This window comes from Lysinibacillus sp. EB271-A1-10B (assembly GCF_058791335.1).
This window is the reverse complement of sequence record NZ_JBYTDL010000034.1, coordinates 18041-39973: the sequence shown is the minus strand read 5'-3', so window position 1 is coordinate 39973 and position 21933 is coordinate 18041. Positions and strand designations below refer to the sequence as shown.

At 37.8% G+C, this 21933-nt stretch carries 14 protein-coding genes and 2 pseudogenes; 2 read left to right on the top strand and 14 right to left on the bottom strand.

All coding sequences use genetic code 11. The features are described 5' to 3' along the window. Nucleotides 1-465: 465 nt before the first annotated feature. From AC3WSK_RS24755 to AC3WSK_RS24745, 3 genes are all read right to left on the bottom strand, one after another. The gene (locus AC3WSK_RS24755; protein ID WP_492535151.1) at nt 466-1908 is read right to left on the bottom strand and encodes a flagellin N-terminal helical domain-containing protein; all 1443 of its coding nucleotides are present in this window, start codon (nt 1906-1908) and stop codon (nt 466-468) included. Nucleotides 1909-2332: 424 nt separating this feature from the next. Continuing rightward, nucleotides 2333-2800: a threonine/serine exporter family protein gene (locus tag AC3WSK_RS24750; RefSeq protein WP_079563965.1), complete on the bottom strand. Its 468-nt coding sequence runs from the start codon at nt 2798-2800 to the stop codon at nt 2333-2335. Between the two features lie 12 nt (nt 2801-2812). Further along, nucleotides 2813-3565 carry a threonine/serine exporter family protein gene (locus AC3WSK_RS24745; protein WP_079563968.1) on the bottom strand — a complete coding sequence of 251 codons (753 nt, stop codon included), beginning with the start codon at nt 3563-3565 and terminating at the stop codon, nt 2813-2815. Nucleotides 3566-3825: 260 nt separating this feature from the next. Between AC3WSK_RS24745 and AC3WSK_RS24740 the strand changes: the two genes are divergently transcribed. Further along, entirely contained in the window at nt 3826-5232 is a 1407-nt protein-coding gene (locus tag AC3WSK_RS24740) for a polysaccharide deacetylase family protein (RefSeq protein WP_079563970.1), read from the top strand. Nucleotides 5233-5563: 331 nt separating this feature from the next. Here AC3WSK_RS24740 and AC3WSK_RS24735 read toward each other — a convergent pair whose 3' ends face one another. From AC3WSK_RS24735 to AC3WSK_RS24710, 6 genes and pseudogenes are all read right to left on the bottom strand, one after another. Then, nucleotides 5564-7657 carry a beta-propeller domain-containing protein gene (locus AC3WSK_RS24735; protein ID WP_492414881.1) on the bottom strand — a complete coding sequence of 698 codons (2094 nt, stop codon included), beginning with the start codon at nt 7655-7657 and terminating at the stop codon, nt 5564-5566. A gap of 133 nt (nt 7658-7790) precedes the next feature. Continuing rightward, nucleotides 7791-8123 (bottom strand): annotated as a pseudogene (locus AC3WSK_RS24730) (PPC domain-containing protein); the annotation flags it as partial. Between the two features lie 12 nt (nt 8124-8135). Then, nucleotides 8136-11021, bottom strand: a pseudogene (locus AC3WSK_RS24725) (collagenase); the annotation flags it as partial. 253 nt (nt 11022-11274) lie between these two features. Continuing rightward, nucleotides 11275-12468 carry an acyl-CoA dehydrogenase family protein gene (locus AC3WSK_RS24720; protein ID WP_427484916.1) on the bottom strand — a complete coding sequence of 398 codons (1194 nt, stop codon included), beginning with the start codon at nt 12466-12468 and terminating at the stop codon, nt 11275-11277. Nucleotides 12469-12478: 10 nt separating this feature from the next. Then, nucleotides 12479-13651, bottom strand: coding sequence for a saccharopine dehydrogenase family protein (locus AC3WSK_RS24715; protein WP_079563980.1), 1173 nt, complete (start codon nt 13649-13651; stop codon nt 12479-12481). Between the two features lie 26 nt (nt 13652-13677). Beyond that, nucleotides 13678-15150, bottom strand: coding sequence for an aldehyde dehydrogenase family protein (locus AC3WSK_RS24710; RefSeq protein ID WP_427484919.1), 1473 nt, complete (start codon nt 15148-15150; stop codon nt 13678-13680). A gap of 416 nt (nt 15151-15566) precedes the next feature. On the opposite strand from AC3WSK_RS24710, the gene AC3WSK_RS24705 reads away from it, so the two are divergent. Then, entirely contained in the window at nt 15567-16367 is an 801-nt protein-coding gene (locus AC3WSK_RS24705) for a TIGR00266 family protein (protein ID WP_427484915.1), read from the top strand. Between the two features lie 235 nt (nt 16368-16602). Here the strand turns inward: AC3WSK_RS24705 and AC3WSK_RS24700 are convergent, their stop codons facing one another. From AC3WSK_RS24700 to AC3WSK_RS24680, 5 genes are all read right to left on the bottom strand, one after another. After that, complete coding sequence (locus AC3WSK_RS24700) at nt 16603-17565, bottom strand: 2-hydroxyacid dehydrogenase (RefSeq protein ID WP_492414880.1); 963 nt, start codon at nt 17563-17565, stop codon at nt 16603-16605. A gap of 351 nt (nt 17566-17916) precedes the next feature. Beyond that, nucleotides 17917-18183, bottom strand: coding sequence for a hypothetical protein (locus AC3WSK_RS24695; RefSeq protein ID WP_492414879.1), 267 nt, complete (start codon nt 18181-18183; stop codon nt 17917-17919). A 166-nt stretch (nt 18184-18349) separates the two neighbouring features. Beyond that, nucleotides 18350-19642, bottom strand: a complete 1293-nt coding sequence (locus AC3WSK_RS24690; RefSeq protein WP_492414878.1) for a protoglobin domain-containing protein — start codon at nt 19640-19642, stop codon at nt 18350-18352. Between the two features lie 237 nt (nt 19643-19879). Continuing rightward, complete coding sequence (locus tag AC3WSK_RS24685) at nt 19880-20713, bottom strand: undecaprenyl-diphosphate phosphatase (protein WP_079563994.1); 834 nt, start codon at nt 20711-20713, stop codon at nt 19880-19882. Nucleotides 20714-20817: 104 nt separating this feature from the next. Further along, on the bottom strand, nt 20818-21897 hold the full coding sequence (locus AC3WSK_RS24680) for a metallophosphoesterase (RefSeq protein WP_492414877.1): 1080 nt from the start codon (nt 21895-21897) through the stop codon (nt 20818-20820). Nucleotides 21898-21933 lie beyond the last annotated feature (36 nt).

The window sequence follows — 21933 nt, the reverse complement described above, 5'->3', positions numbered from 1 at the left end:
TGTTATCTCCCTATAGTTGTTAACACTAGCAATCATACCCAAAAGATACAAATCAACTTTTGCTAGCTTTTGAACATGTTTTGATAATGACTTTCCTTGAAATTTCTCGCTAAGTTATGTATGTGCTTCATATTCTACTCATCTTTTAACGGCAAAAGGAGAGGAAGTTACTCGTTCCCGTAGCTTACTATGAGCGGTCATTCTCTTTTATCACAATATATAAACTCGCAAGGAATACTCATTGTGCATAAAAAAAGACAGACAACTAATTAGTTATCTGGCATCTGTGGCGGACAAAGAACATAAGGATCGTCCTGTACATTTTATAATTGGTTAAATGGGCGTGAGGATCTTCTGCAATCAATAAATAGTAGGCTTAATGTAGGAAATTGGCTGGAATGGTAGAGTGAAGAATAACGGAAATAAGAAAAAGACCACCTTTATGTGGTCTTAATTTAAAGTAACTTATTGAAGTAGTTGTAAAATATTTTCCGATTGTTTATTTGATTGAGCGAGCATTGCTTGGGCAGCTTGTAATAAAATATTATTTTTCGTGAATATTATCATACCTTTAGCCATATCAGTATCGCGGATACGTGATTCAGCAGATTGAAGATTTTCAGATGTATTGGTAACTGAATTATAAGCGTGTTCAAGTTTGTTTTGTTGTGCCCCTAGACTAGAACGTACACTGGAAACAATATTGATAGCACCGTCGAAACTACTAATACTACTTTGAGCCAATGAGCTATCCAAAACTGAAACACCATTAATACCTATGGCCTGTGAACGAATATCAGGTATTATTAATTCTGTTGTCTGACCAGAATTGGCTCCTATTTGAAGCTTTAAACCGTTATTTGTAGGATCTGGATCTGTTGGATCTGTTGGATCTGTTGGATCTGTTGGATCTGTTGGATCTGTTGGATCTGTTGGATCTGTTGGATCTGTTGGGTCTGTAGGGTCTGTAGGGTCTGTAGGGTCTGTAGGGTCTGTAGGGTCTGTAGGGTCTGTAGGGTCTGTAGGGTCTGTAGGATCTGTATGGTCTATAGGTCGATTTTCTCCTGCTGTTAATTGAATAAGCCCTTCAACACAACCAACAGTGGTTCCAGGAGGTAGTGTTCTATGACGCAGATCAATTGTCACACCGTTATATGAAAATATTAAACTAGGATTATCTTTTGTAATAAACTTAGTATACTCATTTCCACCTGGGGGACGAGTCAGAATAGACATACTTTTCAGAACTCCATTAACATACTCAGCAGTTATTACGATGTCTGTAAAATAACCATTCGCAGGGTCATCAATAACCTTCTCGCCTTCATTAAGCTTAATTTTATTTTTCTCATTAGGGTTTTCGAGACTATTGAAATTAATCCAACCATCTTCTACTGTATACGTGCCTCCATTAACAGTTAATGATGAGGTTGGTGAAGGTGGTGAAGGTAGTGAAGGTAGTGAAGTTGACGAAAGTGATGAAGTATTTAGTGAACCATTAAGTAATTTTTTAGTATTAAATTCCGTATTATTACTAATAGATGTAATTTCTTTTTTAATCTCTTCTAATTCCATTTGGATCATTGCTCTATCACTATCTGTATTGGTGTCATTCGATGCTTGCACACTTAACTCTCTTCCGCGTTGAAGAAGTGAATGCACTTCATTTAAAGCCCCTTCAGCTGTTTGTATTAATGAAATACCATCCTGAATATTTTTTCCGGCCATATTTAAACCACGAATTTGCCCACGCATTTTTTCAGAGATTGCCAGTCCAGCTACATCATCTCCTGCATGATTGATTTTATATCCAGAAGATAGTTTCTCTAATACACTATCAGCCTTTTTCTTATGTTGTGTTAATCTGTTGTTTATATTTAGGGATGAAATGTTATGTCTTACTCTCACAAATATCTACTCCTTTCGAAATCTCCTTTTCATCATATTGAAAAAATAACAAAGGGTAGCTACCTGCAAATGAATAATATTTGTTATTTTCTACAGTTATTAACACTAGCAATCCTCTCAAAAAGATACAAATCAACTTTTGCTGGTTTTTGAACATATGTTGATATTCACTTTTCTTGAAATTTCTCGCTAAGTTATGTATGCGCATCATATTCTACTCATTTTTTAACGGCAAAAGAAAAAGGAATCTGCTTGTTCCTGCACCTTGTAAGGGTACGTAAATTCCTGATATAGCCTACAAAATATGAGCTACTAGCTCGGGAGCGACAACGACAATGTTTTCTCTGTACAACAATTAAAGGAGGCTACGTTTAAAACGTAACCTCCTTTATATTGTTCAATCTATTGCTTTGGCTGTGGAGCCTTATTTCTTATAGACCTTCTTGAATGTCGCCTTACTAGTTCGGACAGAACGGAAAATAAGCTGTATCAGTACCTCTGCAAATACAAGTCCTATAACGATAGCACCTGTAATTAAAAATGCCTTAAACCCATACTGTAGCCCTTGTATATAATCAGCTTCTACAACATTTCTCATTGCATTGTAAGCCATGCCTCCCGGAACTAGTGGGATAATCCCACCAACAATAAAAATAATCATCGGCATTTTGAAGCGTCGTGCATACAAATGGGCAACGATTGCAATGACGAAAGAGCTAAAGAACGAGGCATATACGATATCCATGCCATGCTCTGTTAGGATGAAGTAAATCATCCAGCCTACTACCCCAACAAAACCACAATAAATGAGGTTTTTTCTCGGTACATTAAAAATAACTCCGATACCCGCCGTCGCAAAAAAGCTAAGAATCAACTGTATGAAATAGTCCAAGTCGCATTCCTCCTAAAACGATAGAGTGACGGCAATAGCTGCACCGATTGCAAAAGCTGTTAAAAAGGCCTCTACGCCCTTCGCCATCCCTGAAATAAAATGACCTGCTATTAAATCCCGAACTGCATTCGTAATCAAAATACCTGGTACTAGTGGCATAACAGAACTAATAACAATTTTATCTATTTCCGTACCATGGCCATACTTCACTGAAAAGACAGCAATCGTTCCTACTACTAATGAAGCTGTAAATTCTGAGAAAAATTTCACTTTTGTTAAGTCATTTATCAATAAAAGCACTAGGAAGCCTAACCCCCCTGCCAAACAAGCAAAAAGGAAATCAGACCACCCTCCCTTAAACATTATAAGGAAACAACCACTCGCAAGAGCCGCTGATATGACTTGAATATATGTGGGTAAAAAATAATTTGTTTTTTGTATCGACTTTAGCTCGTCATAAGCGTCTTCTAATGTTATCATGTGAGATGTGAGTCTCCGAGATACTGAATTTACCAAGGCTATTTTTTGTAAATCTGTTACCCTGTTGGAAATTGATGAAATTCTCGTTGGCTGTGTCTTGCCTAATGAAAAGATGATCCCTGTGGGTGTGGCATAACATTGCGCATCTAGCATATTTTGAGAATGTGCCATACGTAGCATTGTATCCTCCACACGGTATGTTTCTGCACCACTTTCAATCATAATTCGCCCCGCAAGCAATAAGCAGTCAATCGTAAGTTCATTATCCACTTCATGTAAAACCATTACAGTTAACTACCTCCTTTAAAAGGTTCCTTGCCAATAGTATCGAACTGCAAATAAAAACTCAACTAAAATTTCAACTTTTAACACAAAAGTATTTTAGCTTTCATATGATGAAAATGATAAGCTAATGAGTCATTTATTCATGAGGATTGTTTCCCACAAATTAATAGCAAAACTTCGTAGATTCGTATAACTTTTTCAATGACTAACACGTCTGATTGTATAGAAAAATAAATACGGAAAGGAGCGTCTCCCTCAAAATGCCGGAACGCAGAAAAAAACGCGGGCCAATGATTGATTTCCTATTAATCGGCCTCATCATTTCATTAACAACTATTATTTTAGTCATTATCCTATCAAAGGATGACTTTAAGTTTCAAAAAATCAGTGCCTCAAAAGAGACAGATACAAATTCAATAACGAGTAACCTATCCACTGAAAGCTCTGCGTTTCCAGGTATACGTATTGTAACCGATGTTTCTAATGATAAGCGAACACCTTTTGCTATTCACTATCCAGAAACAGATAATAAAGCTTTTAATGATGCTGTACTAAAGTACATAACGGATTCAAAAGAAAACTATCTGTCATCTATGAAAAAAAATAAAGATAAAGAGGCAATGGGTGAGCTGAATATTAGTTTGGAAACTTTCCCATACCAGAAGCACTACTATTCCTTTGTGCTAACAAAAACGTTGTATACAGGTGGAGCCAATCCTGATATTTCAACAAAAACATTCTTTATCAATCATGAAACTGGTAAATTAATTTCCATTGAAACATTGTTAAATAACGATGAAAACAACTTATCGGCATTAGCTACTTATGTACGTAAGGACTTACAACAAAATCCTAAGTTAAAGGAAGACCTTTTCAAGGATGATGTCATCAAGTCAACTGAACCGAAGTGGTCTAACTTCCATCGCTTTGCTATCGTTGATAGTTCGTTACAATTCTATTTTGATGAGTATGAGATTGCTAGCGGAGTAGCTGGTCCACAAACTGTGAAGCTTCCCCTTTCACTTATCAATCCATTGTTAGCTTCTGAATTCCAGATTGCTATGGAAAAACCGACGAAGCCAGTTAACGTAGGTGATCCAAACCAAAAACGCATTGCCTTAACTTTTGATGATGGTCCACATCCAAAAGTTACCGAACAGATTTTAAATACGCTCGATAAATATAACGCAAAAGCTACCTTCTTTATGCTTGGTAGTCGCGTACAATATTACCCTGACATCGCAAGAGATGTACTTGCAAGAGGACATGAAATCGGTAATCATTCATGGGACCATCCTGTATTAACAAAACTGCCACTGGAGCAGGCAGTGAATCAATACACATCTACATTTGCGGAGATTGAAAAAGCCATTAATCACAAGCCAACTGTATTTAGACCACCGTATGGCGCAACAAATGATACGATTAATGCCCAAATTCCAATTCCTGTTGTTTTATGGTCAATCGATACATTAGACTGGAAGCATCGCAATGCGCAACAGCTCCTACCTAATGTTAAAAATAATATACACAATAACGCCATTGTCTTAATGCATGATATTCATCAATCGACTGCCGACGGTCTTGATGCTGTACTTGCTTATTTACAAGGGCAAGGCTATGAATTCGTGACAGTATCAGAAATTCTTCCATATCGTCAAAAATAATTAAAGAAAAAGTCCAATGAACTCAAGGTTTATTGGACTTTTTTGTGTTAATTTATTTCAATGAGTTAAAGTGTCACGCACAGTCTTGTGTGTGACACCTTTTTGCCCTTCTGAAGGCGGATGTCGATAAAATTCAGAAGTTGGGCGATAAAACGCGAAAGTTGATCGATAAACTTTTAAAGTTGGGCGATAATCCCCGAAAATGTCCCGATCAAACTAAAATCAACCCCTCGCTTTGCAAAAGAGCCTAACTTTATTTAATACACCGACGTGTTTTTCAACAACATGAAAAGTCCAATAAACTCACCTTAAGTTTATTGGACTCTTTTCGTTATTTAATTGTTAATGTATCAAGTGGTTTGAAGTCTTTTAGTTGATAACTCTTTACTTCGTTGCGAGCTACTGTGTAAAGCGCGTCATCTATATAGACTACTCGCTGTACAAGCTGCTCCCAGTTTTCATACTGATCGCCCTTACTTTTATTAATGATATTTCCTTTTAGAACGATGCCTTTCTCTGCAGTGATTTCATAGATTTGTGCGCCTTGACCTTTGTAGACAATTTCATCGCCCTTTCCTGCATCATATAGGATAACTGGGAAACCAAAGTAATTGTATTCCTTGTTGCGGAATAACGCTTTAGGATTGTATTGAACATCGGAGTACGAACCTTTACCACCGATTTTTACGGTTGACTGTTCCTTTGGATGTTTGAAATCTGACACATCAAATAGTGACATTTTCATGTTTGTTGTCACCGTAAAATTACGCTTCGTATAGGCATCATAGCGTTGCTCCGTATCATAGCCGATGCCGATTAAATGTGTATCGTCTAATGGATGTAAATAGTTACTAAAGCCTGGAATCTTTAGCTCCCCTAGCACAGTTGGCTTTTTCGGGTTTGCTACATCAATCACAAACAGTGGATCCACTTGCTTGAATGTTACTACATATGCTTTTTCGCCCATAAAGCGTGCAGAATACACTTTTTCACCAGGAGCTAAATCTTTTACAGCACCGAGCTGCTGCAATTTATTATCTAAAATAAATAGGTGATTTTTTGATATTTGTTGTTCATCCCATGCATTTCCTTCCGTTGTAACGATGCGGAAATTACCTTTATATTCATCCATTGAGTATTGATTTAACACAGATCCTTTTACTTCCGTAGTACCTACAAAATTCATGTCAGTTCCATCAACATTCCATTTAAAAACTTGTGTATTCGTTGTTCTTGGCATCCAGATTCTATCCATCATGATGCCAGCAGCAGGCACTATATTTCCGTCATAAATAGGTGTTGTTAAATAAAGTGCATTCTCCGACATATAAAGTCCACTACTGCCACCTAAGTATCCTTTCGTATTCGCCGTTTTCTGAGCACCATTTTTTAAGTCCACCGCTGTCATTAAGCTATATGTTCCATCCATTGTATTTGGTAAAATAGAAATTTTCTCTAGAGGTAAACTTTTATATTCTTTTCCTTCTACACTATCATATGTTTTCGGTTTTAAGTCTGACGCTTTTTTCTCTCTAAGCATCCAATAATTCGGATGCATATTACCGATTAAATATAATGTGTCATTTGTAATTCGAATATCTTGTAAATACCCCTCTTGCCCCACTTCACGTATTAGCTTTGGATTTTTTGGATTTGAAATATCATATAAAGAAGCTTTCGTCATGCTCGTGCCCATTTTTTCTAAATATTCATCGCTAATTGCTATTAATAAATGGTCGTATACTGCTAGCTTCGAAATATATTGGGTTTCCTTCATCTTGATCGTTGTTGCTAGCTTTAAATTTTTCGGATCTTTAGCATCCACTACAGTAATGTTCTGATCTTTTACAGCGTAAATATAGCCATCTTTGACAACGACTATATCACCCTCCTCCACGCCTTCGACTTGATTATTCGTCGTTGAGGAGTCCTTTGCACTTGCTTTGTCCTCGCGACTCGCCATTTCTGTGTTTGCTTCTTCACGCACCTCTCTTTGTGCATTAGTTATAAGTGTTTCAAAATATTGTTGTAACTCTTTTTCTGATTTGACGGCTTCCAGCTTTTCAATGATGGTGAATGCTATTTCTTGCGATGTTGTTTTCGGACCACCTAGTACAAACGCTTCTTTCTTCACATGTAATTTATAGCTACCAGGTACCAAATCTCTAATGAGAACTGTCTTGTTATCATCTGTTAATGCGACAGTGGCTGTTACCTTTTGATTTTTGCTATTTGTTACGTAAACATTGTCTTCCGTTATTTTGCTTGCCTTTAGTGCCTTCGTAAAGGATACTTGCCAGCTATGAGTTGTCTTACTCTCATTTGTAGTCTGTGCCTCCACTTTCGGGGTCGACATGAGCGTAAAAATTCCTGGCAAAATAGCTAGTACGATGATGATTAGCAATGCTAGCCACTTATTTTTCATTATTTTTCCTACCTTTCATAAAGTTGTTTATTATTTAGACTACTTAAGAGCAAAAGAGTTACATTATTCCGAAATTTTCCTCAGTAAAAAAACGAGAGGACGTGAATCCCTCTCGTTTTCAAATTAGCTTCTACTATTGTACTGTTACTGAATACGCACCATTTTCATTATCAAATTTGTAAATGTATAAATAATATTTGCCTGGTTTCGCATTATATTTACCTTTTATATTATTTCCATCTTCCTGTCCATATGCTACGTAATTTCGCATATCAGACTCATGACAAAGCACCCATGTCATGCCAATTTGATTTTCATTCAGGACAGAAATATCGATTTCTTTTGGAGACGTAACATCGAATGTGTATACATCCGTATGATCATCATCCATCAAGCTACCTTTTAAGGGCTTATTAAATGGAATCATATTCGCTTCTTCTGGACGATTATTTGGTTCTAGCTCTGTTTGTGCACTATTTTGTACATTTACTGTATATGTCCCGTTTTCATTATCAACTTTATAAATATATAGATGATACTTCCCTGGTTCCGCATGAAGTTTACCTTTTATACTATTTCCATCTTCCTGTCCATATGCTACATAATTTTGCTTATCAGACTCATGATAAAGCACCCATGTCATGCCAATTTGATTTTCATTTAAAACAGAAATATCGATTTCTTCTGCAGATGTAACATCGAATGTGTATACATCCGTATCATCATCACCAACCAAATCACCTTTTAGGGGCGTATTAAATGGAATGGTCTTCGCTTCTTCTGAATGAGGTTTCTCTGTTTGTACGCCTTTTCGTACAGATACAATTGTACGATCTTTACTTTCTATTCCCTTATCATTTTTCACTGTTAATGTCACATTATATGTGCCTTCTTTTTCGTATACATGAGTAGGGTTTGCCTCATCACTTGTTTTGCCATCGCCAAAATTCCAAAGGTAAGAAACGATTTTACCATCCTTATCTTTTGAACCATCGCTCTTGAACTGAATTTCTTCATTTTCGACTCCAGCATATGGACCATTGATATTTGCAATAGGCGCTTGATGATCTCCTTCATCCGTCGCAACGCCGTGGAAAACAATATCATATTCAAATTGGTTTGCTGCATTCACACGGTAGTTGACGAAATACGCAGTCACTGTTTTATAGCCGCTCCACTCTTTTTGCGACAGCTGCTCCAGCACTTGGTTCACTTGCTTACTCATCGTTTTCCAATCGTTAGATTCACCTTGTGTTTCACTACCTACATACGTACCTTCGAGTGTAAATGTATTAAAGAATTGAGACTTATGTTTTGTCATTTTTACATCTTTTACGTTAGCAACTTCGGCAATTTCTTGCTCCACTTCAGTTAACGCTTTTGGTGTATGTTCCACTAAATAATCTTCTGCTACTTGTGGCACCTCGTATTTTTCTTGATTATCAATCAATTGCTGCATATACGCTTGGTATTCCGTATTCAGTTGTGAATCTTTACTTAAAGAATCACGATACGCATCATAATTTGTCACATCGTTTGCACGAATTAAATCTTGAATTCTATCAAATGTCTCAAATTGATGAGTATACATATAGGACTGCAGCGCAAACGAATAGTTATAAAAATCCCATGATCCATATTTTGCAAACAATGTCTGTTTAGCTGTATAACGTTGTGATGGGTCATCTGATAATCCACTAATAATACTGTTACGTGGAACAACATCATTTGTACGCGTTGATCCTGCAAAGAATTCTGCATTTCCTTCTTGGAACCAAGTTAGTCGTTCATTTTGATACATATCACCTGTCCCGAATAAACCAGGAACCTCGTATCTTCCTTGTAAATAATGTGTGAATTCATGACGGAACAACTCTTCTAAACTATAAATACTTTGCTCCGGCGTACGTTCATATGTAAAGAACGTACCCTTCTCTTCAATATAAATACCACCATTATTTGTTTCATAGCCGTACAATTGACGGTTTAAGCGATATTGATCTGGAGAGTCATAAATGACAACTGTTAATACATCATCAGCATTGCCTGGCTCTAATGCTTTATCATTCCCAATGACACGGTGATATTGTGCTTTTACTTCTTTTGCAGCCCAGTATAATCTTTGAATTTTGTCATCTGTTACATTAGCTCCCGTCTTAAAGACAATCGAGCCGTTATCAAATGTATATGTTTTCGGTAAATACTGCTTCTTGCCCTCTTCACGCATTTTCTCTAAATCTACTTCATTTCCACTAGAGTCTTTTCCACCATAATTTGTAGTAAGTTGCTCTACTGCTACAAAATAAGCTTCACTTAAATATGGATACATATGCATTGCTTGTGTAACAACTTCTAAACCTATATCCGGATTACTATGGAATATCCCTAAACGCCCTGCATAATAAATACCATTATTAATTAACCAACTATTGTTATCTGTCACCTTATGTAAAAGCGCAATGTTATTCACTTCATTGATGAAACTATCAATCTTGCCATACCACATCGTCGTATTCGCTTCTTTACCTGTCTGATGCAAGTACGACTGTAAATCATAATCAATTCCATGTATTAAATCATAGATTGCTTGCCCTTTTAAAGAATCGCTTTCATATGTAGAGATATTTTCCTTATACTGTTTTAAAATCTTCGTAGCATACTGAACTGTTTCTGCATCACTAGAGGCATTACCGATTAATTTCCCATAAGCAGATACCACTTTATCTTGCTCATCTGTACCAAGTTTAAAGTTCGGATTTTTAGCCATCTCCTTTAATGCTGGTAAACACTGATCTTGGAAACTTCTCTCGTTTAAATAACCTAGTTCCTTATTATAAAATCCTAAATAAAAAGCAGAACGTAATACCTCAACAAATGTTTCAATACCTTTTGAATCATCTTTCGTAAAAGAACGTCCTCTTTTCCCCAATTCGTCGATGATTACCTGCATGCGCTCTTTATTTTGATAAAAAGCTTTTGTTTCCTCATTGAATTGGAATAGGTCTGTAATTTGATACCAACGAATATTTCCTAGCGTATCAATTAACTCACTATCGCTCATTTTATTAAGCTCTGCCGTCGAGTACTGTTCCTGCAATTGCTTCGTTTCAGCAAGCTTTATAGTTGGAGCTGGGTGTTCCGAAAAATCGCCAATTTCCAAACGTTTTTCAAATGACAATGTTTCATCAGCCGTTGTAGAATGTGTAACTTCATCATTCGAAGTCACTATGCCGGCAGGCTTCATTTGTAATACATTATAAGGCGTTTTTTCTGCTGCTGATGCTTCTGCTTGTAACGCTCCGAACGACAGTGCCATTGTACTTACTCCAAGTAACACTTGATTGAGTTTTAATTTTTTCTTCATAAAAAATCCTCCTATGGTACTACATCTATAATTCGGTAATACGTTGATTATTTAGAACTATATCACCTTTTTAAAAATACCATATTATGTGAGCAAAGCAACATTAAATGTTATATTATAACAATATTTTCTAGTATAATTTGAACGTTAAGACACAATTGAAGCATAAAAATAGGTACAATTGTAACTAAATGGAATATCTTGTTTGAACATAAAAAAAGAACCCTAAATTCGGATTCTTTTTTTAAAACGCTTACTCTTCAAATGGCCATTTCGGTAGCATTTTTGCTAATGGCTTATCTTGGCGGGTTCCTAATACATAGTCCGCCTGCATAATTGTATGAATCTCCCGCGTGCCTTCATAAATAACGGGTGCTTTCGAATTACGCAAATAACGGGCAACTGGATATTCATCCGAATAACCATATGCTCCATAAATTTGCACTGCATCATCTGCAGCTTTATTGGCAAAATCACAAGCCTGCCACTTTGCTAATGATGTCTCTCGCGTATTACGTACACCTTTGTTTTTTAATTCTCCAACACGATAGACAAGCAAGCGGCTCATTTGATAGCCAGCTTCCATTTTGGCAATCATTTGCCCTACTAGCTGGTGCTCACCAATAGGCTTTCCAAATGTTTCGCGTTCATGACAGTATTTCACACTCGCCTCGAGACACGCTTGAATGAGACCAACAGCGCCAGCAGCTACGGTAAAACGACCATTATCTAACGCGGACATTGCAATTTTAAAGCCTTCTCCTTCTTCTCCTAGACGATTCTCTACAGGTATACGTAGATTGTCAAAAAAGAGCTCACCCGTGTTACCAGCACGAATACCGTATTTACCTTTAATCGCCTTCGACGTAAAGCCCGCCATAGAACGCTCTACGATAAATGCACTAATGCCATGATGCTTCTTCGATTTATCCGTATAAGCAAAAACGATAAAATGGTCAGCTATATCACATAAGGAAATCCATGTTTTCTGCCCATTTAATACGTAAAAGTCTCCATCTCTTATAGCGGTCGTAGACATAGCAGCTACATCTGATCCCGCTCCAGGCTCTGTTAAACCGAACGCTCCAATCCGAACACCTTTCGCCTGCGGAACAAGATATCGCTGTTTTTGAACCTCTGTTCCCCATTGCATTAAGGTCATACTATTCAGGCCTGTATGAACGGAAACAGCTGTACGAAATGCTGTATCTCCACGTTCAAGCTCTTCACAAACAATGGCGAGTGCATTGTAATCCATACCACTGCCACCGTATTGTTCTGGGACACAAACGCCCATTAAGCCAAGCTCAGCTAGTCTTGACCAAATCTTCGGATCGAAGCAACCTTCAGCATCCCACTTCGCAATATGTGGAAGTATTTCATCATCCACAAACTTCCGTACTGTTTTACGTAACATTTCCTGCTCAGTGGTAAATTCGAAATTCATGACCGAGCACCTACCATTTCACGATCATTGCAGACGTATGAGACGTTTCCTTAATAACTACACCACGTTTAGCCATTTCTTCAATATAAATGTCGCCCGGAACAATTGATTCAGGTGCAAATACACCGCGCTCTGTAATTTTATTTTCTCCAATCATTTGAGCAACGACAGAGATTGTATTGGCTGTTGAGCGAGCCATAGCTGTTTCATTAATCGACATATCTTTAGTTACAACCATTTCGTACTCATACGTCACTTGTTGCTGTGCCTTTTCACCCGCTACAATAACACGCAATAGCACAGCATCTGGTTTTGAACCAAGCTCAAGTTTCTTTTTAAGTGCCTCACGAACAACTGGACGTACAGAAACCTCCTGATTTTCTACCTCTACCTTATTACTAGCATCGAGGAATCCTAAATCAGCTAGTAGCTTAAATTTCTCTGCATGTCCTTTATAACGAATTGTTTTATATTCTAATGTTTGGACATTTGGGAATGTCTTATCCAACGTCGATATACCGCCAGATGTATAAAATGCCTCAAGCACACCAAAATCTTTGAAATAAATAGGTTCAACGCCTGATAATGACGGAACTTCTTGAAGTTTACCTTTTAGAATCACTTTTGATGGCTCTGTATAATGATCAAAGACACCATCTAAAGAAAATACGCGTGTATAGTGAAGAGGTGGCTTCGGCTCTGTAGGAATACCGCCTACAAATAGTTTAATAGATTCTACCTCATCTAATTTCGAAGCACCGTAGCCCGCTAAAATGTTGACCATACCCGGAGCAACACCCAAATCCGGAATAATAGTTACACCTTTTGCTTTTGCCTCTTCGTCGAGATTTAATATTTTTTCTGTGACACCGCCAATATGACCACCTAAATCCACAGAATGAACACCCGCCGCGATAGCTGCTCTTGCTACACGCTCATTAAAGGCATAAAATAATGCATTAACGACTACATCACCTTTTGAAATAACCTCCATTAACGAGTCATCGCGCTCTGCATGAAGCTCTACAACCTCAATTTTATCTGTATTTAACGAATCTACAAAGTCCTGTGCTATTTTCACGTCAATATCCCCTAAAAATACACACTCCACTTTGCTATTTTTTATTAAATCACGAGCTACCTCTTTACCCATTAAACCTGCACCTAATACAACAACTTTCATCAAGAACATCCCCTTTCATTGATCTGTTATTCTGTATCGATTTGTGCTCTTTGTAATTTCCCGCTATAGTCTACATAAATACTTTTCCACTCTGTATAGACATCCAAGGCAGCTACACCCGAGTCGCGGTGACCATTCCCCGTACCCTTTGTCCCACCAAATGGCAAATGAATTTCAGCACCTGTTGTGCCAGCATTCACATAAACAATACCTGTATCTAAATCTCGTTGTGCGCGGAAAATCGTATTCACATCTTGTGAAAAAATTGAACTGGATAAGCCAAATTTTACGCCATTGTTTACTTCGATTGCTTCATCTAAACTTGCTACTTCAATAAGAGAAACGACCGGGCCAAAGATTTCTTCCTGTGCAATAATCATGTCAGGTTTCACATTGGTAAATAGTGTAGGCTCATAATAAAACCCTTTGTCATAAGGAGGCTCAGCTAAAATTCTACCTCCAGCTAACAACGTCGCCCCTTCCTGTTTGCCTATTTGCACATAGTGATTAATCTTTTCCAATGCAGCTTTGTTAATGACAGGTCCGATTTTCACACTTTCATCTAGACCGTCACCAATTGTTAGCTTATGCATTTCGTCTAATAGGCGTTTTTCTAGTTCCTCTCTTACATCTTTATGCACGATCACGCGACTACATGCTGTACATCTTTGACCAGCAGTTCCAAATGCACTCCATAGGATTCCTTCAGTCGCAAGCTGTAAATCGGCATCATCCATCACGATGACTGCATTTTTCCCGCCCATCTCTAATGAAATTTTCTTCAGGTGTTTACCACCCAACTCCGCTACTTTACTCCCTGTTGTTGTAGAGCCAGTAAATGAAATGACCTTAACGTCTGGATGTTCAATTAATGCTGTTCCAACTGTTGGCCCTGTACCGAAGACGATGTTTGCTACTCCATCAGGTAAGCCAACCTCTTCAAAAATTTTACCCATTTCATACGCCATCATCGGTGTTTCATTCGACGGCTTCCAAATGAACGTATTGCCAGCAACAATTGCCGGGAACGACTTCCAAGTGGCAATCGCTACAGGGAAATTCCACGGAGTTATTAAAGCTACAACGCCAATAGGTGCCCGTACACTCATGGCAAATTTATTGGCTAGCTCAGACGGTGTTGTCTCCCCAAATAACCTTCGCCCTTCACCAGCCATATAATAGGCCATATCGATCCCTTCCTGTACTTCACCTCTAGCTTCTTCAATAACCTTTCCCATCTCTTTTGTTAAAACGGTCGCTAAATGTTCCTTCTTCTCTTTCATTTTTTGACCGATGGCATATAAATAGTCAGCACGTTTAGGCGCAGGTACTAATGCCCAGCTTTTTTGTGCCTGTTTTGCAACCGCTACCGCTTCATCTACCTCACTTGCCGTAGAACGCGGAATCGTAGCTAGCTGCTCCCCATTTGCAGGATTGGTCACTACTATACTTTGTAAATGGGAAGTTGTTGCCCATTTACCACCGATATAGTTTTTCATTTCCACTACAAACACCCCCTGAAGTATCTATGTTGCCTCTATATCATCGTTACCAGTCGCATTGCTTTTAGATAGCTGTCATCTATTAATCTCTATGCAGAATCAAATATGTCAAAATTCCGAATTTTTAATATATAACAATCTATCAAGCATGCTTTTGATAAAATAATATTGGTGACAATCACCAGAGATTTTATTTCCTTTTAGCTAAGTTACAGATGAAAATCTTATGTGATCACTGAAAAAACAATCACAAATTTTCAGCTAAACGAAAATAAAAAATACTCATACTAGTTTTTTATATTCGACATTTTCTAGCTTATTCCTTTTTTTTCTTAAATAATTAATTATTCATTGAAACTTACATAACATATAATCGTATATAATACTAAATTGAATTTTGGAGGAATCCCATTATGAATAATCACGAAATTGACTACAAATTACATGGCGACGATATGCAATATGTGCAAGTTGAGCTTGACCCGCAAGAAACAGTAGTAGCTGAAGCTGGTGCTTTAATGATGATGGATGATGCTATCCATATGGAAACAATCTTTGGCGATGGTTCAAAAGGAAGCCAAGATAGTGGTCTTATGGGTAAATTATTTGGAGCTGGAAAACGCCTAATTACTGGTGAAAGTTTATTTATGACGACATTTACGAACGTTGGTTCAGGTAAACGTCACGTCTATTTTGCTTCTCCTTACCCAGGTAAGATTATTCCAATGGATTTAAGTCAATTAAACGGGAAAATTATTTGTCAAAAAGATGCTTTTTTAGCTGCTGCAAAAGGAGTTTCAGTAGGCGTTGAATTCCAAAAGAAAATCGGCGTTGGCTTCTTCGGTGGTGAAGGCTTCATTATGCAAAAACTTGAAGGAGACGGCATGGCATTTGTTCATGCAGGCGGCGCTATTCATGAAAAGGTGTTACAGCATGGCGAAGTATTGCGTGTTGATACAGGCTGTTTAGTAGCCATGACATCTGATGTACAATACGATATCGAGATGGTTGGAGGCGTAAAAACTGCATTGTTCGGTGGTGAAGGTATCTTCTTCGCTACTTTAAAGGGGCCAGGTAAAGTATGGATTCAATCCTTACCATTTAGCCGATTAGCAAGCCGCGTCTTCGCTGCTGCACCAATTTCTCAAGGCGGTGGCGGTCAATCTAAAGGCGAAGGTGGCATCGGCGGTTTATTTGATATGTTTAATAAATAATAGACGCTATTTAAGAAACCAATCAGCATTCGCGTAGAATTTTTATAATTTTTATGCAGTGGAGGCTATGGCTACTCACCTTAAATTGAAGTGGTTGATTGGAGTGGAGACTGAGCGAATCCTCGGTGATTAGCAATAGAGGAACGGAAATCAACCCCTCGTTTTGCAAAGAGCCATACTTAATCAACAAGAAAGGAGCACATCACAATTAGATGTGCTCCTTTCTTCATTATCATCAATCTATTCGATTCGAAGGAGTTTGGCCCTGCCCGTAAGCAGTAAGTGCTTTAACGTTCAGCATCAGCATAGCCGTTCTAGTTTGGAGCGAGGCACTACCGATATGCGGGAGTGCTACAACATTAGGAAGCGTCAACAATGGATGATCCAACGCAATAGGCTCTTGCTCAAAAACATCTAGCCCTGCAGCCCACAGCTTACCACTTTTTAATGTGTCATAAAGTGCGTTCTCATCGATAATGCCACCACGTGACGCATTAATTAATACCGCATCATCCTTCATTAAAGCAAGTTCCTCTGCCCCAATAAGTCCTACTGTATCATCGTTAAAAGGTGTCATAATCACAACAAAATCCGATTGTTTTAAAAGATCCTCTAACGATACATATTGAAAGCCGTACATTTCCTCTGCCTCATGGCGACGTCTACGATTGTTGTATAAAATTTTCATATCAAAACCTTTTGCGCGTCTTGCAACAGCTTGACCAATACGTCCCATTCCAATAATTCCTATAGTGGACCCTGAAACATCTTTGCCTACTAATTGCATCGGATACCAGCTTTTCCATTTACCCTCACGCAAATATCGATCGCTTTCTGGAATTCTACGAGCCGTTGCAAGCAATAATCCCATCACAAAATCAGCCGTCGTATTTGTTAAAACTCCTGGCGTATTTGTCGCCATTATTCCGCGCTTACGCAAAGCTTTAATATCAATGTTATTAAATCCAACTGCTAAATTTGTCACAAGCTTTAAATGTGGTGCGTGTACTAATAGCTCTTCATCGACTTGATCAGCAAGCGTTACCCACAGTGCTTCACAATCTGCGACAGCTGCCAATAGTTTTACCCGCGGTATAACAATTTCCTCCTCCTCCCATTGTTTAATATCATAAAACTCTTCCAATGGTTCAACTATATGTGGCGGAAACTTACGTGTAATAAATAATTTCTTTTTCATATTTCGAACACCTCTCTACTCAATTCGCCTATAGCGTAACACTTAGAACGCTCATTTTCTAGGAATTTCTTATTTTTGCATTTATGACACTATTCCTTTTTTATCACTTCCCAAACTTCATCCGCCTATTTGGTGTTTTGTCCTTCTGAAAAGTGATTTTGTCTTATTATTTATGAAAAATAAAACTAGGCCTATCAGTTGTGGATAGCATATTATTTAAAAGGTTTGTTCATGAGCTAAGTTGATAGCGCCCAGTGAACGGAAACTCGCTATGGTAATAGGCCATACAAGTGATTTCTAATGAATTGGTTAGGGATAACATTTTGTTAAACGTATGCCATGCAAATAGGTTTATTGGAGTGGAGGATGGGCGACTCCTCGGGGATCAGCGATAGAGGCACGAAGGCTAAAAGCATCATGTCCTGTGATAACACCTCCGTGACCAACATCATGCTGTGGCTGTGGCTGTTGCTGTTGCTGTTGCTGTTGCTGTCGCTGCGCTTTCGCACAAACAAAACCAAAACCCTCTGCTACCGCTACGTTAGCACTACGCTTTCGCGCAAAAAACATCTGTTGGCCCGAGACCCTGGAGCAAGCATCGCGAGTGAAGCGACTCATCGGACGCCCCCAGGAAGCTTTGCTCTGTGCGAAAGCGAAGCGGCAGCAACAAATGTTTTATCTGTGCGAAAGCGAAGCGGCAGCAACAAAGCGCCTATCCGGAACGGAAATCACCCCTTCACTATGCTAATAAATAAAAAACTATGCACAGTTTTATGCATAGTCGTTAAAATTCTCTAATTGTTGTATCTAAACGATTGGCAACTTGTTTTAATTCCTCGGATGATTCTCCAATGGTTTCTATAATTTCCGCCAATTCTGTTATTTTTAGTCCGACGTTTTGGAAGTTTGAGATTGAACCGTTTACTGAACCAGATATGGCATCAAACGCTTTTAAAGAATCCGAGTTTTGCTCAATACTATCGTTCACCAGCTCTTGGATCTCATGAATAGCTTGAACAACATGTTTTGTAATACCATTCGACATCGTAATAAGGTCCCCAATTTGTTCAACTGAACTTTTCGTCTGGTCTGCAAGCTTACGAACTTCACTCGCCACGACAGCAAAGCCTTTTCCGTGCTCCCCTGCACGTGCAGCCTCAATAGCTGAATTTAACGCAAGTAAATTTGTTTGATCAGAAATCCTTTTCACTATTTCAATAACAGCATTAATTTTAGAGGAAGAGTGATTTAATCGCTCCACCATAGCCGACATTTCAACTGTTTTATGATGAATCTCCCCTGTTTGCTCATTGATTTGGACTATTTTTGAATAACCTTCAGACGATACCTTTTGCATTGTTTTTGCCTCGTCGATACTGTCCTTCAAGTATTCATTCACTTCCTTAGCGTTATCAACAAGTTCGGTCACTGTTTCATTCGTGCTATGAGATTGAGTATCTAGCTGCGTAGATATCCCACCTATAACTTCCTTCACATGTACTCGAACGCTATCCTGTTGCTGTTCCATTAATGTCTTAGCATAATGATCATATTCCTCTAGGACAATCTGTTGTTCAAAGCTACATATTTTACTAATCGCTTCGCAAAACTTTTCTTCTTCTTCCCTCGTTAATTGAAGCGTATATACAATCTTTCTTAACAATTTTTCAAGATTTTGAAAGGCTGCTAAATACCACTTGGGATACAGGTTAATCTTTACATGCATTTTTGCGACCCGTCTTCTCTTCTCCAAAAATGCATCATCTATACGCCCTTCGAACATTTCTATAATATGGAGGCGTAATGTTTGGCGTAAACGCTCACTAGAACTGTACTTTTCAATAACTTCACATAAGTCTGGCACACTTTCAATTGCCTGATAAAATGCGGCTACCACCTCTGCGACATTTCGTTCAACATATGGCTTTAAACTTTTAATTAATTGCAAATCTTCTTTCGTCAGATTTACTAGATTTAACTGTTGTAAACGTTCCTGATCTTGAATAATAACGCCTATACTTGATTCGTCACTAATCTCAATTGTATTTTTCTTAGGTTTACTTCCAATATGAAACAAGTTCTACACCCCATCGCACCTATGTATATTCTACTAAAAACAAATAATTCTAAAATTAATTATACTGTCTATACAACTGAAATGACAATAAATAGGTAGAAAATATCTATTTTTGTAAAAAGCATTAATCTACCAACCTTACAAACAATACTTAATAACCATACCATTTTTCTTAGAACAGAATAAAATCGCTAAAAAAAAGCCACTCCTTCTTTAATAGAAGAGTGACTTTATACATTACATAAAGATAATAACAGCTAGTACAGCAGCTAATACTAAACGATAAATAGCAAATGGCATTAATTTCACTTTTGAAATAAGCGCTAAGAAGAATTTAATAGATAGTAACGCAAAGATAAATGAGCTAATGAAGCCCACTACATAGAATCCTAAATAATCCATAGATAACGTATCCCAGTTTTTCAGTACAGATACTAGACTAGCACCAGCCATAATCGGTACTGCCATAATGAAAGTAAAGTCTGCCGCCACGCGGTGACTCATTCCAAATAGAACACCACCCGATATTGTTGCACCCGAACGAGAGAACCCTGGCCAAAGTGATAAACATTGTACTAACCCTACTTTAAATGCTAAACCATAAGAAATTTTATCTAAAGAATCAACGCTTGGTTTTTTCGTTGCAAATTTATCTGCAATAATCATTAAAATTGCCCCAGCTACTAAAGCATAAATAACATGCTCCACTTTAAATAAATGATCATCGATAAAATCTTTCGCCGCAAAGCCAATTATAGTCGCTGGCAACATACCCACAATAACATGTGCTAAATTGAAGTGACCTTTCACTGAGTTCGATTGGCCTTCAATTTTATAAAGTCCCACTAAATTTAACATTCGTTTCCACATAACAACGATAACGGCTAAAATAGAGCCTAGCTGTACAACAATTTTAAACGTATTGGCGGGATACATCCCTAAAAACTCCTCTGTCTTTAACCACATATCGTCCACAATAATCATATGACCTGTCGACGACACTGGTGCAAACTCTGTCATACCCTCGACAAAGCCTAAAATAAGCGCCTTTAATAATTCAATGATATCCACATTGTCACCTTACCTTTTGTTAATTAAATACAAACATATTATAAAATACACTATGAGCTCATTGCCATAACGTGGGTTTGATTTCTGAGTGTCCAGTTCACCTTTTAACGAAAGTTTATATCCACAACCCATAGTTCAGAGCGGCTACCTAGTCGCATTGGAGGACCCCAAAAGCCAAAACCTGATGAAACAAGTGTATGCATTTTCTCCCTCAACTTATAACCATAATCAAGCTCAAATACACGAGCAGTAATATACTGATTGGGCCATAGTTGACCCTTATGTGTATGACCTGACATATGGAAGTCTACGCCTAGTTTTGCAGGCGTATTTAAATCATTCGGGGTATGATTCATGACAAACCAAGGTAAATCATCAGTTGTCTTCAATGCATCTAATTGCTTTCTATCTTTGTTTGTAATATCTTCTTGACCCGTTAATACTAACACATTATCGATTCTAATAGTTTCATCACACAAAATTTTTACATTTGCGTTTTCCATCTCTTCAATAAACTCAGGGATTTTCTTGCCATAATACTCGTGATTGCCAAGTACACCATACACGCCATATGTAGATGATAATTGCTTCATCACATCTGCCATTCCCTCTTTAACAAACCATTTAGGATCATCATCCACAATATCTCCTGCTAAAAAGACGATATCTGGCTTTGCTTCATTCGATAAAGTTACGAAGCGCTGTAAATGACTTTTATTTGATAGAACTCCTAAATGAAAATCTGATGCAACTACAACTCTCATCGATTCTAGTTCACTACTCTTTTTATCCATCGTTATGTCTAAATGACGGACAACGGGTGAATACGCTAGATAGGTGCCCACAACCCCTAATACAAACAACATAGCAATGGCTATACTACCAACTATCTTTACACTGCTAAAGGGACTTAGCCAAATAATCAAGTGTGCTACTAAGCAAAGCAATAATCCATATTCAAAAATAAACATCCAGTAATTACTGATGATTGAAAACATTCGCAAAGACTCATGCAATCTACTAATAATAATACTAAACGCAATGATATACAGCACTAACCAATATAAAATTGGATAGCGGAACCACCCCATCGCCACAAGCCACTGTTTTAATCCCCACCCTAAGTAAAAAGTTAAACCACTATATATACTTATTAAAAGAATTCCACCAATTACTTTAGGCATATTTTAGTTCCCTACTTTCATATAGTCTTAGTTGAT

Excerpts from the sequence above, each read along its gene's own strand:
- AC3WSK_RS24720 (WP_427484916.1), bottom strand. The coding sequence starts at position 12,468 with ATGAATTTCGAATTTACCACTGAGCAGGAAATGTTACGTAAAACAGTA.
- AC3WSK_RS24695 (WP_492414879.1), bottom strand. The coding sequence starts at position 18,183 with ATGAGTCGCTTCACTCGCGATGCTTGCTCCAGGGTCTCGGGCCAACAG.
- AC3WSK_RS24745 (WP_079563968.1), bottom strand. The coding sequence starts at position 3,565 with ATGGTTTTACATGAAGTGGATAATGAACTTACGATTGACTGCTTATTG.
- AC3WSK_RS24705 (WP_427484915.1), top strand. The coding sequence starts at position 15,567 with ATGAATAATCACGAAATTGACTACAAATTACATGGCGACGATATGCAA.
- AC3WSK_RS24710 (WP_427484919.1), bottom strand. The coding sequence starts at position 15,150 with ATGAAAAACTATATCGGTGGTAAATGGGCAACAACTTCCCATTTACAA.
- AC3WSK_RS24740 (WP_079563970.1), top strand. The coding sequence starts at position 3,826 with ATGCCGGAACGCAGAAAAAAACGCGGGCCAATGATTGATTTCCTATTA.
- AC3WSK_RS24700 (WP_492414880.1), bottom strand. The coding sequence starts at position 17,565 with ATGAAAAAGAAATTATTTATTACACGTAAGTTTCCGCCACATATAGTT.
- AC3WSK_RS24680 (WP_492414877.1), bottom strand. The coding sequence starts at position 21,897 with ATGCCTAAAGTAATTGGTGGAATTCTTTTAATAAGTATATATAGTGGT.
- AC3WSK_RS24715 (WP_079563980.1), bottom strand. The coding sequence starts at position 13,651 with ATGAAAGTTGTTGTATTAGGTGCAGGTTTAATGGGTAAAGAGGTAGCT.
- AC3WSK_RS24735 (WP_492414881.1), bottom strand. The coding sequence starts at position 7,657 with ATGAAAAATAAGTGGCTAGCATTGCTAATCATCATCGTACTAGCTATT.